The sequence below is a fragment of the Streptomyces sp. NPDC021356 genome (assembly GCF_040641015.1).
Taxonomy (GTDB): domain Bacteria; phylum Actinomycetota; class Actinomycetes; order Streptomycetales; family Streptomycetaceae; genus Streptomyces.
This window is the reverse complement of sequence record NZ_JBFACU010000042.1, coordinates 1-15,477: the sequence shown is the minus strand read 5'-3', so window position 1 is coordinate 15,477 and position 15,477 is coordinate 1. Positions and strand designations below refer to the sequence as shown.

Genomic DNA, 15,477 nt, shown 5'->3' with positions numbered 1-15,477 from the left:
GCCACTCACACCGTCCCCCACGGCGCCGCTGAAGGCCAGACTCAGAGGCCAGGCTGTGCGGCGTACCGGACCCGCAACTCCTCTGCCACGCGCAGTGATGCGAGTGGCCGCCCCGGCTTCCGGAGCGCGGGCGCGGGGACTTCGGTCGCTGGGCCGGGGGATACGGTGCTACTCACCGGAGGGTCGGACACGTCCGTGGCCTCGGTGACCGCAGCGGCTTCTTCCTCGTTCGGCTCCAGCGCGGCTGGTGGAGGGCTGTCCAAGGGGCTGTCAGGCTCCTCCTCGTCGAGCCCGACAGCCTGTTTGGTAAGCCGCTCCCATACGGCCGGCGGGGCGTGCCCGGGTGTCGATGCCCCCTCGTTCGTTGCGGTGGCGTCGATCAGGGCGTGCCGGGCCGCCATGGGAGACAGGCCCACCGCGGACAGCACGCTCGTGCATCCGGCCATTACCGTGTCGAGGGAGGGCCGGTCGGCCGGGTCGTGGGCCAGCATGGAGCCGATCAGCGGTACCAGGGCCTGCGGGAGTCCGCTCAGGTCCGGGGCGTGGTCGGGGTTGGCCACCTGCCCGACGATCGCCTCCCAGCGCGCCCCGTCGTAAGGGTAGTGCCCGGTGGCCGCGTACAAGAGCACCGTGCCGAGCCCGTACACGTCGGCGGACTCCTTGACCTTCGTCCGCCCCAGAGCCTGCTCGGGCGGCATGCAGCGTACGGTGCCGATGATCATCCCGCTGTGGGACAACGTGTCCTTGGCGGTGTCGAGGAACGCCCCGAGACCGAAGTCGATCAGGATGGGGCCGTACGCACCCAGCATGACGTTCTGCGGCTTCAGGTCGCGGTGGAGCAGCCCGACCGCATGGACGGCCTGAAGCCCTTCGGCCAGCAGGGCGCCGAGACTCGCCACCAAGGGAGCGGACAGCGGACCGTGCCCGTCCGCGTACGTCAGGAGCGTCTGTCCCGGCACGTACTCCATGGCCAGCCAAGGCCGTTCTGCGTAGGGATCGGCGTCCAGGAACCGGGCGACCCGGTTGGTTCCCACGACCGTTCTGGCGATGAGCGCTTCCTTCTCGAAACGCGCGCGGGTGACCGGGTCCAGCCGGTCCGGGCGGATCAGTTTCACCGCGACCGGGTCACCGGCGGGCGAGAAGGCGAGATAGACCTTACCCATTCCCCCCGAGCCCAGCTCCCGCTCGACCGCATACCGGCCGATCTGCCCGGGCACCCCGTTCATGAACCGCACATATCCTCTCGATGCACCGCATGTCCCCCCAGCGGTCTTCACCAGACCTACACCTTAGCCCCGGAGACGAATCGGAGGGACCCCCGTCCCGCTTTTCAACGTGATCACGGCCTCGGACGGGCAAGCGGGTCAGCTCAGGACCGCCCCGCCCTATGCCCACGACGAACCCGGACCTTGCGATCTGCGTGAACGCGAGATGGAGACCGCCGCGTTCCTCGCTCCACACGACCGCACGAGGCGCTATCGCGTACACCGTTGCCATGCCGCGGGACGCCGGTGCGGACGGCGGGTCCGTGCGGTCTCCTGCCGCCCGGAAGCACCCAGCCTCGCTCACCGCAGCTTTCTCAGGACGTGCCCCGTTCTTCCCACCGGTCTCGGAACCACGTCAGCGTCTCAGCGAGGACTTCGCGGTTGCGCTCCTTCTCCAGCAGGGAGAGCCGGATGTTGGGGCGCAGTTCCAGCTTGCCCTCCGGGATGTCGACGCCGTCCAGAGCGTTGAGGCGCGTGAGGAGTTCGGCGCGCAGTGGGCGGTTGGTGAACGGCTCCCTCGCGGCGAGGTACTGGAAGACGACCTCCGCCGTGCCGCCGCGCCCGGTACCGGGGTAGACCGTCATCGGCCAGATGCCGCAGCCGGGGCTGCCCGCTTCGCCGAGCATGAGGAACGCGCTGGTGGTGTGGCGTCCCGCGCCGTGACCGATCCAGCCGCCGAGTCCCTCCCAGTGGGCGAAGAGCGCGCGGACCGCGTCGACTGTTTCGGGGGAGTCGTCCGCGGTGAGCTGGCGGAAGAACCGCTCGGCACGGGTCTCCTCGCCCGGTGCCTCCAGGGTGCCGCCCTGAGCGGTGTCGTCACCGTCCATCTGGTCGTCGTCCGTGCCGGCGAGCAGTGCGGCGAGGTCGTCGGCGGTGAGCCGCTGGGCCGGGTCGGCGGCTCCGGTGGCCGTGAAGCGGACGCCGTCGGCGGTCAGTCGGGCGCGGACGTCGTCGTTCCCCGTCTCCTGGGGCGCCGCCCACCGGAAGCCGTCGGAGACCTTGCCCTCGGAGGTGAGGACCCGGTACGCGTACGCCACTCCGGGAGTGTTGGCCAGGTGGTTGCCCACGGCCTGGGCGCCGGAGCCGAGGAACGCGGCGAGTTCGCCGTACGAGGTCCAGGTGCCGTGGGGAAGTGCGGCGAGGACCTGGTGGGCGAGCTGCCAGTCGCGGCTACGTTCCGCGCGGCCCACTCCGCGCAGCGGGGCCGGCCACAGCGCGATCGCACGGTCGGCGAGTTCGTCGGCGCGGGCGCGGATCTCTTTTGCACCCCAGCGCTCGGTGTCGGCGATGCGGCGGTTCATCTCCAGGTGGCTGCTCTGCAGCAAGTCCTGCTTGCGCTCGAAGGGGTGGTTCGACAGCTCCGAGTTGACCGCGGTGAGTGTCAGGTTCCCGAGCGTGTGCTGCAACCGGGCGTGCAGGTCCTCCGCGCTCTCCCCGTCGGCCACGTCTTCGCTCAGCATCCGGATCCACTCACTGCCGGGAGACTGCGGCATGACGTGCTCGATGGTGAACTGGGCGGCGGCGAAGTCCACCGGCTCGGGATGTTCGTAGCTCTCCTCCAGCCGCTGCAGCACCAACTTGCGCTGGTGCCAGCGTCCGTACTGGTAGAAGGGCGCGGTCCGGATCTTCTCGCGCAGCTCTTCGTCGTCGGGCCAGAAGCGGTTGTTGGCGGAGAGGAGCTGGCGCAGGCCGTCGGCGACCGGCACGTCGAGCGGGAGCTGTCCGGGCACGGCCTGGAAGATCCTGTTGAGGTTGTTCGTCGGTACCCGGCAGATCATCCGGCGTACCAGGAAGCTCTCGATGTATGCCATCGCCCGGGCTGTGTCTGCGGAGTCGAGCTCCCCGCGCTCGCGCCGGTCGAGCAGCAGCATGAGCGCGGGGTAGGTGACCTGGGCCTGCCAGGTGTCCAGACGGTGCAGATGGGCGCGGACCGCCGCGTCCGGCTCCTCTTCGGGTTGGAGCAGCCGGCGGAAGAGAGCGCCGCGACGGTGCAGCTCCCTGATGTACGCCTCGATCTCCTCTTCGCTCACCTCTCCACGCTCGAAGCGCTGCTGCTGAGCCGCATACAGGTCCTGGCGGCGTACCCGGTCGTCCCCGTCGAGCACCATCTGCAGCCACATGAGCTGTTCGAGCTCGTCGTTGCTCAGACTCTTCTGCAGGGGCAGCCAGCAGGTCTCGTAGACGTGTTCACCGCGGACGGGAAGACGCATGAAAAGGTAGTTGCGCAGCAGGTCGGCCTGGCTGAGCTTGAGACCGGTGTTGTTGAGGGACTCGAAGATGCGGTGCACGTTGTCCCTACGCTCGGCGGTCACCGCCACCAGTGTGAGCCGGGAGGTGATGGCCTGTTCGAGACGGAACACGTCCTGCTGGGCAGCCGGGTCGGCCGCCTCGACGAGCTTGCGGCGGAAGAAGGCATAGGCCGTGGCGACGCTTCCACCGACGTTCTGCTCCACGCGCGGACCTCGGACGTGCGCGGCGAACTGCGGCCGGTCGGCCTGTGTCGGCAGCAGCCGGAAGTGGTCGTTGCCGGTTTTGCGCTTGTTGATCAGGTATTCCTCGTCGATGCGCTCGGCCTCCTCCGGCTCGGTGTCCGCGATGTGATCGCGGATCGCGGCCAGGGCGAGGGAGAGCGTGGTCAGCCGCTGCTGACCGTCGACCACAAGCCAGCGGGGGAACGTCGCCTCGTTCTGCGGGGACGGCGCAAGCACGACGGAACCAAGGAAGTGCGGACTCGCCTTCTCCCTGGACCCCAGCAGCTGCGCCTGGTCCAGGATGTCGCTCCACAGCTGTCCCAGCTGCTTCTCCGTCCAGGAATACGTCCGCTGATAGAGAGGCACCTGGAACTGCTGGGCCCTCCCCTGCACGAGATCAGCGAACAGAGTCTCCTTCGCCTGCATCGTTTCCCCCCTCGGTGACTGATTCGATTGCGGCGCGGGAACGACCATAGGGCTTCCCACCGACAGCCACGGTCCCCTCAGCCCCCGTTCAGGCACCCACGCTACCGACCTGGCCGCCGACGCTACCTGTACTCACCGTCGGCCGGAGTGCGATGCCATCCGGCTACGCCGTTTCAGCGTCCTCACGGCGCCAGCGGGCCTCGTCCCGCAGAGTCAGCCCGTACCAGACGCTGACCGCGCCCGCGGTGCCCACCGCCGCGATCCAGGCCGCCACGCATCCGTCGAACAGCCAGCCCCACAGGACCGCCAGCCCAGAAACCTCCATCAGCAGTACGAACCTGCCGTGCGTGAGGCTCCTGCCGGCCACTGCTGCTGCGGCGGCAGTGGCCCCGGCAGCGGGCTGAGCCCACGGCTGGGCGTGAGCGCGGGGTGCCTGGGAGACGTCGCCTCCCACGTAGTTGTACCTGTACCGTGCCGCCGGGCCGAGCTGGTGGTTCCGGGGCCGCGCTTGTCCTGCGTGTAGAGGTCTTCCGCGTTGAGGCACGGCACCTCGTCGGCCTGTGCGGCGGACTCGTAGAGCATCTTCCACTGTGTCTTCTCCCGCAGCGCGACGTCGTGGTGCCACAGGGCGGCGATCTGGTTCTCCGTGAAAGCAATTGGTGCTGTCCGGCAGTGCCGGCCGCCGCTCGATGCCGATCGTGGGATCGCCTTCGATCCAGCCTTGGTGCTGCCACCAGCCAGACTCCTTGCGGGCGACGGACAGTTCACGGTTGACAGTGTCGGCGTCCATCTCGTCACCCCGCGCCGCCGCCAGCTCGACCAAGACCTCCGGCAGTGCCGGGTCATCGATCGCGGCGACGGGGAAGACGGGCGGGTTCGCGCCTCGGCGGGCGGGTCCGGTCGGCGCCGGTTCTCCGGTGAGCATCCATCCCCACGTCGTGAGGGGGATCCGCTAGATTCGCGCGGAAGACTCGCGATGCCCGCGCCGGTGAGGTAGCGCTCGACCGCCGCGGTGTACGACGAGGGCGGGGCGGACAGAGGCTCATGGCAACGGCCGGCCACTGATCGTGTGACCGTGCCCCGCAGATGGCTTGGGTGGACAACATCAACGCCCCACCTCCAGTGAGTCGTGATGCGGTGGCGGGTGCTGTCACAGCAACGCCGCGATGCCGTCCCGGTCCTCGGGCAGCCCGGCCGCGCGGAACCACAAGCTGGTTCCGGTGATGCCGCCCGTCGACTCGTCGGTGTCCACGAAGGCCCGTAGCAGGTCGCGTTGCGCGGAGGCGAGCGGGCGGGTCGGGTCGTAGCCACCGGGGAAGGCTCTGAGCAGGATCGGCCCACGTTCGAAGTCGGTGATCGACATGCCGGCGGTGGCCACGATGGCGACAGCCACCGGTGCCACCTCCTCGAACGATTCGGCCAGTGCGAGCGCGGAACGCAGCACGGTGAAGCGGAACCACCCGTCCAGCCCGGGCAACGGCTCGGGGAACCAGCCGTCTGTCGTACGCGGGTCTCCCAACGCGTCGAGAAGGACGGCGAGAGCGCGTGGCCGATCGGCCTGGGCAGGACCGAGCGCGGCGCAGACCCGTACCGCCGGGTCGGAGTCGGCGAGCAGGTCGGAGGTGTCCGTCCCCCACACGCTGAGCGCCCGCGCCACACCCGCTCGCTCCCGTCGATCCTTCACGGCGCCCAGCCGGGCTCGCAGCAGTGCGGCGGCCCGCGGCACCCGGTCGGTGAGCCCTGGAGCTGAGAGAAGCGGCACTGCTGCGCCGAGCGCGGCCTCACGAACGTGGGGATCGGGAGAGGAGAGGAACGGCTCGACCGCCTCGTACAGGGTGGGGCGTATGGCGCGGCACGCGCGCAGTGCAGCGAGCGTGTCCGGGTCGTGCTCGCGTCGCGTCGCGTCCTGCCAGGGCTCCCAGTCCCATCTGGTTCGGTCCGCCACCGGAACCTCCCCGTAGGCGGCCGACTCGGCCACCTGCCCCAGCCAGACGAGCAGGGCGGCCCGCAGGGTGCGCGGCGGCCCGCCCTCCCACGGGAAGTAGCCCTCGTGCGCGGCGAGGCCCATAGGGTGGTCGAGGATCGCGGCGACGAACAGCGCCACCGGCGCAGTGACGGTGTACAGCGAGCCTTGGTGCAGCACAGCCATGTCCAGCGCAGCCAGCGCCTCGGACCGTACCTCGGGATCCTTGTCCACGAGGGAACACAGAGAGGGGGGTATGTCCTCGGCAGGGCCGTAGGCGTGTTGCAGGGAATCCCAGTCCGTCTCCAACAGCAGTTCTCGGGCCGCCGTCGGCAACCCGCTCAGGACCCGCATCATGTCGCTCTGTCCATACGTCATACCCGCACCCTGCCAGCCCCCACCACAACGGCCCTCTTCTATTGATCCGAAACGGTTCGGGTTCTGGGTCGTTGGTGGGGTGTGAGCGATCTGGTGGGGGACGCGCGGCATTTGTCGCCGTCGGCGCAGGAGGCCCTGCGGTTGCGGGCGGTGGCTGCGTTGGTGGCGGGGCGGGACCGTGGGGACGTAGCGGCGGTGTTCGGTGTGTCGCTGAAGGCGGTCGATGTCTGGTGGGCGAAGTGGCAGGCCGGCGGCCGGGAGGCGCTGGTCAGGCAGCCGCGGGGCAAGCCGGTCGGGGTGCACCAGGTGCTCGGAGAGGCCGAGCAGAGCGCCGTGCGGCAGGCGGTCCTCGATCACCGGCCCTGCGACGTGGGTCTGAGCGGGCAGCTGTGGACGCGGCGGTTGGTGGGCGAACTGATCGTGAAGCTCTACCGGGTGCGGCTGACCGAACCGGGGGTGGGCAAGTACCTCCGGCGCTGGGGGCTGTCCTTCCAGCGATTGGACAAACGAGCCGTCGAGCAGGACCCCGAGGCCGTGGCGCGTTGGCACCGGGAGACCTGGCCGGAGATCCGGGCGAAGGCGGAAAAAGGACGGTGGCGAGGTCCTCTTCGCCGATCAGGTGGGCATCCGATCCGACCAGGTCACCGGCCGGACCTGGGGCGAGAAGGGGAAGACGCCGGTGGTGCGGCGGAGCGGGAACCGGTTCTCGGTGAACGCGATGTCGGCGATCAGCACCAGGGGCCGGATGCACTTCATGGTCTTCACCGAAAGCTTCACCGCCGAGGTGATGTGCCGCTTCCTGGACCGGCTCGCCGGCCACTTCGACCATAAGGTCCACCTCGTGGTCGACGGGCACTCCGCCCACCGCTCCAAGAGGGTCCGCGACTGGCTCGCCGCCCACCTTGACGACGTCGAACTGCACTTCCTGCCGCCGTACTCGCCCGAGCTGAACCCCGACGAGCTGGTCAACGCCGACCTCAAGTACAGCCTGCCCAAGCAGCACCGAGCCCGCGATCAAGCCGAACTCGCCGCTGAGACCCGCCGCTTCTTTCGCAGACGCCAGCGTCAGCCGCACATCGTCCGTGGCTACTTCGGTGGCCCACACGTCCGCTACATCCTGGACGAGAACCCCATGAGTTCCTGATCAATAGTAGTCCTCGATGCTCGCACTTCGGACAATCGTTTCGTACCACCGCATTGTGACTGACTCCCAATGATGCTTGTCAACCAGCGGGCCCTAGGCTGCGGCTCATGGAATCGTTGATCAGTGCCGTCCGCGAGCAGGACGAAGCTGCCCGTTTTCTTGCTTGGCCGGGTGACTTCGACCTGGACCGAGGCGACCATGTCGAGGAAGTTCACCTCGCCTCGGGTGCCGCGCTTGAAGGGTTCGCCGGCGACGGTCCCGGGGGAACGTTCTTCTTCTGCGGTGAAGGCGGCGAGGAACGTCCTATCCTCTATGCCGACTCCGAAGGGGGCGCTGCTCTGGTTGCGTTCGGCCTGCCCGAGCTCCTGCGACTGCTGCTGGTCGCTCCGTGGTGGCGCGACTGCCAAGCGTTCACGGACGAGGAAAGTCGCGAGCTCGCAGCCGAGTACCTGGAGGACATGCCGGACCTCGTCGCCCGGAGAGATCGTGCCGCCGCAGCCCTTGGCCTCGACCTTCCGGAACCGGCCGATGCCTTGGCCCGCTTGCGGGAGGTGGCCGTTCGGGTGGGAGAGGACTTCGTGCTCATCTTCACGCCGGAGGGTCACCCCTATAAGCCTCTCATCAGGAACTGAGGTGCATCACAGCAGCAGGCAGCAGGCATCGTCAGAACGCAACAGGCTCAACCCATGGCGAGACTGCGCGGAGGGGGCAGGGTCTGGAAGGTTCGCTGATCGCGTATGAGGGCCCACAGGACGTCGAGGCGTCGGCGGGCGAGAGCGAGAATCGCCTGCTTGTGACTCTTTCCCTCAGCTCGCTTGCGGTCGTAGAACCCCATCTGGCACCAATTGAGGCGCCTGCGGGCAAAGGCCGAGAAGGCACCCCTGGGACGCTCCCAGATCAACCACACCAAGCAGGAAGTCACCCAGGTCGGCGCCTTCCTCGCATGGCTCGCCGACCGAGGGCGCACAATCGGGCAGTGTCAACAGGCCGACATCGACGCCTGGCACACCGAGAGCCTGGCCACCCGCCGTCCGTCCCAGTCGTTCCTGCGGTGATGCATGAGGACCGGCCGGATGCCCCGCCTCACGCTGCCGCCGACGGTCATCACCCAGGACCCGGAACCGCTGCACCAGCACCGCCGGTTCGCGATCCTCCGTCGGGTCCTCAACGACGACTCCCTGCCCCTGCGGGCCAGGGTCGCCGCCGCCCTCGTTCTCCTCTACGCGCAACCCGTCAGCCGCATCGTTCGCCTCACCATCGACGACCTCATGGACGACGAGACCGTCGTCACCGTCCGGCTGGGAGACCCGCCGTCCCCGCTGGCGGAGCCCGTCGCCGACCTGATGCGGGCCTACATGCGGTCCCGCCAGCATCTGCCCTACGCCAGCAGCAGGAGCTCACAGTGGCTCTTCCCCGGCCGCCAGCCCGGACAGCCGATGAACCCGGTCAGCCTGCAAGTCCATCTGCGTGAGATCGGCGTCCCTCCGCAGCACGGCAGAACCTCCGCGATTCGTCACCTTGTCCTCCAAGCTCCGGCCCCCGTCATCGCGAAGGCATTCGGCTACCACGACAAGACCGCCACCCGCCTGGTCACCGAGGCCGGCGGAACCTGGAGCCGATACGCCCCCGGTGACCACACACGGTGAGTTGTCGCTCCACTCCCGCTCGGCGTGCCTCGTCACTCGGGAAAAGTGAAGCCCAGTTCGCGCAGGCGAGGCAGGCAGGCTTCGAGGCACTGCTCCACCGACGCAGCATCGGTACGCACGAGGATGTCGTCACGCAACGGGGCGCCACTGGCCACGAACGTCCAGGGTTTCCGCCTCTCTGCCATCCGCTCAGCATCAGCCTTGAACAGCACGGTTATGCCCTGTTCGGCGAGCGCCTCCGTGATCGCGACAATGTCCACCGGTGACCCCTCCAGAAGCGGCTCGAACACACCACGGTGAACCTATCCGTCCGAGGACGCACCACGAACACGGTCCTCGCCACCCAGAGTGACCGAGGGCTGTCCAAGCTGGAATACGCGACACCTCAACATGCGGGCCTACCAGTCCCGAGGCCGGTGTCCAGGACGAGGGCCGCCAGGTCGTCTCCCAGGCCGGGTCGGTCCTGCTCGCCGAAACGGTCCGCGAGATCGGTCTTGACCCGGCCATATCGCAGGCGCTGGCGCCGTGGCGCAAACCGCGGACCGTCCACGATCCCGGCAAGACCCTCCCGGACGTCGCGCTGGCGGTCGCACTGGGCGGCGACTGCCTCGCGGACGTCGCGATGCTGCGGTGCGAGCGGGCCGTCTTCGGCCCGGTCGCCTCCGACCCGGCAATCTCCCGCCTTATCACCACCCTCGCCGCCTCCGGCGAGAAGGCCCTGCAGGCGATCCAGTCCGCACGCTCCGAAGTCCGTGATCGGGTCGAGTCGTTGGCCGGCAGACACGCCCCGGACGTCGACGGCCAGGTCACCGTCGACCTCGCCGGCGTCCTGGTGATCGCGCACTTCGACAGAGAGGCCTGCGTCCGGTGCTCGGTGCTCAGGCCCGACCCGGCACAGCGCGAACGACTCGTCGAGATCCGCGACAACCTCATCGCCTGGATCGCCGAGGCCGAGCGCGAAGGCTGCCTCGGCGAGGTCGAGGGCCTGCAGGACCCTTGCCGGCGTCCAGGACAAGCCGGCTCAGCTTGATTCCGAAGGGGCCCGTCGATCGACGGCCGTCAGTTTCAGCATGCCGACGTTCGGCCAGATCGCCGCCCGCACCGAAAACCCAACCCCGATCCCTGGCCCAGGAGGCTGACCTTAGGCTTTGGCCGTGCTTCTGATCTACGACGGCGAGACCACGGCCGACCAGCCCACGCCGCGCACCGGCGGAGTCCCGCTGGTCCCGGGTGAATTCGTCTGGCCGAGGTGCCGCGAGTGTGGCGGGGCCATGCAGTTCCTCGCCCATCTGCCCCTCGACATCGGCGTGGTTGCGGTGTTCTTCTGCCAGAACGATCCTGGGATGTGCGACGACTGGGACGCCAATGCCGGCGCCAACCGCGCCTACCTGTTCTCCGGTGAGCTCACCCCGGCCGCTGTCCCGGCCGACGGCGAGACCCTCTTGGGCGCGGTCACTGCTCTGCGCCTCCATCCCGCCGACGAACCCACGGAGGATCCGGTCCTCGGACGGGTGGGCGGGGAGCCTGACTGGATTCAGTGTGACGAGACTCCCGACTGTCCCTCGTGTGCCGCCCGCATGACGTTCACGGCCGAGCTGGAGGAGGGCCACGACTTCGCCACCTCCGCGAACTTCTGCGGCGGGGGCCGCGGATACCTCTTCAACTGTCAACCCTGCCATCAGGCCGCGTTCCTCTGGCAGCGCTGAGAGCCGTCCCAAGAGCCATGCCGCGTGCGTAGTTCAGAGAACGTGAAGCCTGTTCGCGCCCGGCAACATACGGCGCTGAGCCAGCAGCCCTGTTACTGGTGGGCCTGTGCTTGCGATACCAGGGTCACTCGGTGTCCTCGTGCAACCGGTTCAGTTGGACCATGACAGCGACGTCAGCCCACAGCGTGGCGTACAAGAAGTCGGCGTCCCGAAACAGCTCCTGGTTGATCCGCTCGTAGCGCTTGCCCATCCCGGTGTGGGCCTCGTTCTCGGCCTGAGTGATGGAGAACAGGTCGTCCACCGGGTCGGTGACGTGGGCGTCGATGAGGCCGTACTGGTAGCTGTTCATCTCGTGGACGTGAGCGCGGATGCGTGCCCGGGGATCGTTGCTGCGGCCGATCTTGATGCGAGGAATGGGCCCGGCGATCTCCAGAACGCACAGCCGGTGGCCGGTGCCCGTGCTGGCCAGGACGTCGCGGACATGGGTCAGAACCCTTTGCTGATGACGTCGGACTGCCGGCGGCAGTGGAGCCCCTGCCCCGGACAGCAGGATCGCTTCGGCTTCCTCCTTGGTCTGTTGGAATGGCGGCGGGGCGGGGAAGATGGGCAGAGGTATGAACGGCTGTAGGGGCATGGGCGGCGGTGTCGTCACCCGCCCATCCTGCCCGGTCCGGTGGGGCGGGGCAGCCGTATGGGGTGATCAGCTCCCTCGGACCTGGCGTGGTCTGGGTGGCGGGTCGACGCGTTCACGGTCAGGGCCTCGGCTGCCGCGCGGGCGCCGGCGCACCCGGTCCTCGGCGACCGCGGGCACACGCGGGAAGACCAACGGGTAGCGGAGAAACGGGTCCGACAGATCCTGCGCGACCTGTGCGCGGACGGTCTCTTCGCCAAAATCGACCCTCGGCCCCCGTCCGCTGACCAAAGTGGAGAACATGGCATTCCGGACCGCGGCGTGCCTGGCCGCCTCTACAGTTGCGTCATGGAGTTCAACTGGGGTGACTCGATCAGGGAACTGATGCTGGTAGAGCGTCCCTCCGACACACACCTCTCGCAGTCGAGCACTCCGGGCGGAAAGAGCCCGCTGGCGCGGGATGACGACAACACGCTCGTCACGCACGCCGTGCTGTTCGACGGGACCAAGACGGCCCTGGTGATCCTCGGCACGGGCGTCGCGCTGGGGGCCGCCGCGATGAAGGCCGCGCCGCACGTCAAGAGCGGGCTGATCAGCCTCAAGTCGAAGCTGCGCCGCCGGGCGGAGGACACTGCCGACGCCGAGACCCCCGTTCCCCTCACGGTCGTTGCGGAGGCCGAGCCGGAGCAGCCTGACCCCCCTCGACTGCGCGCTGTTTGACCGTCAGGCCAGGCGCGGACGCGGGTTCGGGTAGATCCGCATCACGGACTGTCCAGCACCCTTGTGGTACCCGCATCACTGCGACTGGCGCGGTGCGGGCGGTGGGTCTCCGCACTCCCGCACCGAGGCATCGGCCCTGGCCCGTACGTCTTCGGCGCGGTCATCGGTGTCCTGGGGGCGATAGCGGGAGGACTCGTCACCGAGGGCGTCGACGAGCCGGTGCAGCAGGGCGGCCCGGCGGTCGAGGTAGGCCAGACGGCTGTCGGGGGTGGAGCCGGGGCCGTCGTAGTGCTCGGCTTCGTTGAGCAGTCCACCAGGTCCGCGACCAGCAGTCTGTCCGCCCCCAGCTTGACGGTGCTCACGACGGCTTTCCCGGGAGCGCGGGCAGGCGCTCCATCTCGTCTATGCCGTCGTTGCAGCACTGCCCGCACACCAGCCGCCGAGCCTTGGGCCGCTCGGGCAGGCGGACGTCGAACGGCATCCGGGTCTCGTCTTTGAACTCGCGCAGGTCGTAGTCGCACTCGGCGCAGGCCAGCCGGGCGGCGCGGGCCTGCTTCTTCGACCATGCGGGCCACTCCGCCGACAGTGCCAGCTTGGCGATGACCATGCCGTCGGCCCGAGGCTGGAACACCGTGAAGTCCCAGTGCGGGGCGTCCTCGGGGATGTCGGCGACGGTCTGCTCCATCAAGGGCATCCACGGCACCAGGTGAGCCAGGTCCTTGCGCAGGATGCGGACCTCCTCGCCTTCGCGCATGGCCTTGCTGTAGGAGGTGGCGAGCGGGAAGCGGAAGGCCGTCACGATGGTGTGCGGGACCTGGAGCAGGTCCAGGTCCCGACTGATGTCGGCCGCGGTGGCCTTCCACTCGCCGCAGTTGACCTGCCGCCACAGGGCCAGCCCGTCGGCATTCAGCCTCCCGGACGCGTTGATCGTGCTGACGATCCGCCGCTGTGCGGCCCGGGCCTCCGGGGCGACCGCTACCGTCATCTTCCTCTCCCTGCTCTCACCGACACCCTGTTCACCGTGTCGTCTGTGCTGGTCAACGAGCCAGGACCGAGGAAGGCCCGGTGGGACCTTTCCCCCGGCCGGGCGCGCTCCCTCGTCGTCAGCGGCAGCCAAGCCGAGCCGGGTTGAGCTGTCTCAAGTCCCCTGTGCTTGGAGCCGGGTTGCTCGGCCGCCCAATTCTGAAGCGGTTATTGCGAAGTTTTCGCTTCATACCTACTGTGAGCGCATGCGACCGAAGCACGAGCCTGAGCAGATCACCGAGCTGTCACGGTTGAGGGCGTTCATGAATCCGCTGCGGATGCAGCTGTACCGGCTGCTGTACGCCGCGGGCACCGCGACCGCTTCTCAGCTCGCTGAGCATGTCGACGAAACGCCGTCCCTGGTCAGCTACCACTTGCGCAAGCTGGCCGAGCACGGCTTCGTGACGCAGGCGAGCGGTCAGGGCGCCGACGGTCGTGAGCGGTGGTGGCAGGTGGCATCCGAAGAGGGCTGGGGCTTCCGCGACTCGGACTTCGCGGACACGCCCGAGGGCGCCGCCGTCGGCGCGGTGACCCGAGGGATCTTCGACACCCGCGTCGCCCAGTACCGGACGTATCTCGACCAGAAGTCAGCCTGGGGGAAGGCGTGGACCGATGCGTCCTTCAGCTCCGAGTGGCTGCTCGACCTCACCCCGGCCGAACTCGCCGAGATGAGCGATGAGCTTGAGGCGCTGGCCCGGCGCTGGCGGGAGCGGGGCAAGGCCGCCAAGGCGGCCGGCGACACCGAGGACCGCGAGCACGTGTCCGTGCACCTCTACGGCTTTCCCTTCCGGCCCTGACGCAGCCGGATTCCCGACGTACTGGAGCCCACGATGGCCACCTCAGAGACAGTCCTGCCCGAACACGCCTCCACACCGGCCCACCGCGACGGCAACGTGCTGCGCTGGCTCACCGCATACACCGTCTCCCTCGTCGGCGACAGCGTGTACTTCGTCGCCCTGGGCTGGTCCGCCCAGAAGGCCGCCGGTCCGACCGAAGTAGGCCTCGTCATGGCCTCCGGAGCGTTACCACGGGCGTTGCTCATGCTCGGTGGGGGCGTGGTGGCCGACCGGTTCAACCCCCGCCGGGTGATTCTGGGCAGTGACACGCTGCGCTGCCTCCTCATCCTGGCGGTGGCCGCCGGTATCGCACTGACGGCGCCGGCCTTGTGGATCCTGGTCACGGTGGCGCTTGCCTTCGGCGCCGTCGACGCGCTGTTCGTACCCGCTGTCGGTGCCCTCCCGCCCCGGATCACCGCCCCTGACCAGCTGGCCCGGATCACCGGCATGCGCACGCTGTCGACGCGCCTCAGCCAGATCGCGGGCCCGCCGATCGGCGGCCTGGCCATGGGACTCGGCGGACCCGCGGCCGCCTTCACCGTCGCCGGACTGCTCATCGCTCTGTCCCTGCCGCTCCTGCTGACGATACGGATACGGCCCCTCGTGGCGAGCGGCGCCGAGCGGACGGAGCCCGGCACCGCGCGGCAGGAGCTGCTCGACGGCCTGCGCTACATCCGCCGCCACCGCCTCATAGGCCCGCTCGTCGCCGCCGGCGCCGTCTGCGAACTCGGCCTCACCGGCACCCTCAACGTCGGCATGGTGCTCCTCAACGCCGAACGCGGCTGGGGCCCTTCCGGCTACGGCTGGATCGTCAGCAGCTTCAGCGCAGGTGCCGCAGCCAGCGCCGCGCTGCTCGCGATCGCCGGTTGGCTGCCGCGTGCAGGCCTGATGATGGCCGGGACGCTGCTCGTGGGCTGCGCGGGCGCGGCCACGATCGCGCTGGTGCCAGCCATGTGGCTCGCCGTGGTGCTGGCTGCGGTCATCGGACTGAACGCGGGTGTCTTCGGCAGTCTGGACAACGCCCTCATCCAGACTGCGGCGGATCCGGCCTATCTGGGCCGGGTCACCTCCGTCGTCATGCTCACCATGGTCGGTCTCGCCCCCCTCAGCTACCCGCTGGTCGGCGCCGCTATCGGAGCCTGGGGAGCCGCCCCGGTGTTCGTCGGCTGCGGCATCTTCGCCAGCCTGGGCGTGAGCATCGCCCTCGCCTCCGAGGTGGTGCGGCACGCCGAACTGCCCCGACGGCAGCCAGGCGTGACCATCTAAAG

Annotated in this window: 14 protein-coding genes and 3 pseudogenes; 9 read left to right on the top strand and 8 right to left on the bottom strand. The window is 68.9% G+C overall.

Translation table 11 applies throughout. The annotated features are described in order from the left end of the window. Positions 1 to 41 precede the first annotated feature (41 nt). The 4 genes from AB0G56_RS36185 to AB0G56_RS36170 form a co-directional block, all read right to left on the bottom strand. Positions 42 to 1,226, bottom strand: coding sequence for a serine/threonine-protein kinase (locus AB0G56_RS36185; protein ID WP_360978573.1), 1,185 nt, complete (start codon positions 1,224 to 1,226; stop codon positions 42 to 44). Positions 1,227 to 1,579: 353 nt separating this feature from the next. Next, positions 1,580 to 4,162, bottom strand: a complete 2,583-nt coding sequence (locus tag AB0G56_RS36180; protein WP_360978570.1) for a DUF262 domain-containing protein — start codon at positions 4,160 to 4,162, stop codon at positions 1,580 to 1,582. Between the two features lie 163 nt (positions 4,163 to 4,325). Continuing rightward, positions 4,326 to 4,487 carry a hypothetical protein gene (locus AB0G56_RS36175; protein ID WP_360978568.1) on the bottom strand — a complete coding sequence of 54 codons (162 nt, stop codon included), beginning with the start codon at positions 4,485 to 4,487 and terminating at the stop codon, positions 4,326 to 4,328. Positions 4,488 to 5,312: 825 nt separating this feature from the next. Continuing rightward, complete coding sequence (locus AB0G56_RS36170) at positions 5,313 to 6,503, bottom strand: hypothetical protein (protein WP_360978565.1); 1,191 nt, start codon at positions 6,501 to 6,503, stop codon at positions 5,313 to 5,315. 141 nt (positions 6,504 to 6,644) lie between these two features. Between AB0G56_RS36170 and AB0G56_RS36165 the strand changes: the two are divergent. Together AB0G56_RS36165 and AB0G56_RS36160 are read left to right on the top strand one after the other, a co-directional pair. Beyond that, a pseudogene (locus AB0G56_RS36165) lies at positions 6,645 to 7,647 on the top strand (IS630 family transposase). Between the two features lie 107 nt (positions 7,648 to 7,754). Beyond that, positions 7,755 to 8,279, top strand: coding sequence for a hypothetical protein (locus AB0G56_RS36160; RefSeq protein ID WP_360978562.1), 525 nt, complete (start codon positions 7,755 to 7,757; stop codon positions 8,277 to 8,279). Between the two features lie 47 nt (positions 8,280 to 8,326). On the opposite strand, the pseudogene AB0G56_RS36155 reads toward AB0G56_RS36160, so the two are convergent. Beyond that, a pseudogene (locus AB0G56_RS36155) lies at positions 8,327 to 8,476 on the bottom strand (IS110 family transposase); the annotation flags it as partial. A 16-nt stretch (positions 8,477 to 8,492) separates the two neighbouring features. Between AB0G56_RS36155 and AB0G56_RS36150 the strand changes: the two are divergent. Together AB0G56_RS36150 and AB0G56_RS36145 are read left to right on the top strand one after the other, a co-directional pair. After that, positions 8,493 to 8,702, top strand: coding sequence for a hypothetical protein (locus tag AB0G56_RS36150; RefSeq protein WP_360978559.1), 210 nt, complete (start codon positions 8,493 to 8,495; stop codon positions 8,700 to 8,702). 18 nt (positions 8,703 to 8,720) lie between these two features. Then, positions 8,721 to 9,293: a hypothetical protein gene (locus AB0G56_RS36145; RefSeq protein WP_360978556.1), complete on the top strand. Its 573-nt coding sequence runs from the start codon at positions 8,721 to 8,723 to the stop codon at positions 9,291 to 9,293. Positions 9,294 to 9,325: 32 nt separating this feature from the next. Here the strand turns inward: AB0G56_RS36145 and AB0G56_RS36140 are convergent, their stop codons facing one another. After that, entirely contained in the window at positions 9,326 to 9,553 is a 228-nt protein-coding gene (locus AB0G56_RS36140; RefSeq protein ID WP_360978553.1) for a hypothetical protein, read from the bottom strand. 113 nt (positions 9,554 to 9,666) lie between these two features. Here AB0G56_RS36140 and AB0G56_RS36135 point away from each other — a divergent pair. After that, positions 9,667 to 10,149 (top strand): annotated as a pseudogene (locus AB0G56_RS36135) (transposase); the annotation flags it as partial. A gap of 298 nt (positions 10,150 to 10,447) precedes the next feature. Next, on the top strand, positions 10,448 to 10,999 hold the full coding sequence (locus AB0G56_RS36130) for a hypothetical protein (protein ID WP_360978550.1): 552 nt from the start codon (positions 10,448 to 10,450) through the stop codon (positions 10,997 to 10,999). 124 nt (positions 11,000 to 11,123) lie between these two features. Here AB0G56_RS36130 and AB0G56_RS36125 read toward each other — a convergent pair whose 3' ends face one another. Further along, positions 11,124 to 11,651: a GIY-YIG nuclease family protein gene (locus tag AB0G56_RS36125; protein ID WP_360978548.1), complete on the bottom strand. Its 528-nt coding sequence runs from the start codon at positions 11,649 to 11,651 to the stop codon at positions 11,124 to 11,126. Between the two features lie 327 nt (positions 11,652 to 11,978). Between AB0G56_RS36125 and AB0G56_RS36120 the strand changes: the two genes are divergently transcribed. Further along, on the top strand, positions 11,979 to 12,350 hold the full coding sequence (locus tag AB0G56_RS36120) for a hypothetical protein (RefSeq protein WP_360978545.1): 372 nt from the start codon (positions 11,979 to 11,981) through the stop codon (positions 12,348 to 12,350). Positions 12,351 to 12,708: 358 nt separating this feature from the next. Here the strand turns inward: AB0G56_RS36120 and AB0G56_RS36115 are convergent, their stop codons facing one another. Then, a complete protein-coding gene (locus AB0G56_RS36115; protein ID WP_360978542.1) occupies positions 12,709 to 13,335 on the bottom strand; it encodes a hypothetical protein in 627 nt (208 codons plus the stop codon). Between the two features lie 244 nt (positions 13,336 to 13,579). Between AB0G56_RS36115 and AB0G56_RS36110 the strand changes: the two genes are divergently transcribed. Then, complete coding sequence (locus tag AB0G56_RS36110) at positions 13,580 to 14,170, top strand: helix-turn-helix domain-containing protein (RefSeq protein ID WP_360978540.1); 591 nt, start codon at positions 13,580 to 13,582, stop codon at positions 14,168 to 14,170. A 33-nt stretch (positions 14,171 to 14,203) separates the two neighbouring features. After that, positions 14,204 to 15,475: an MFS transporter gene (locus tag AB0G56_RS36105; RefSeq protein WP_360978537.1), complete on the top strand. Its 1,272-nt coding sequence runs from the start codon at positions 14,204 to 14,206 to the stop codon at positions 15,473 to 15,475. Positions 15,476 to 15,477 lie beyond the last annotated feature (2 nt).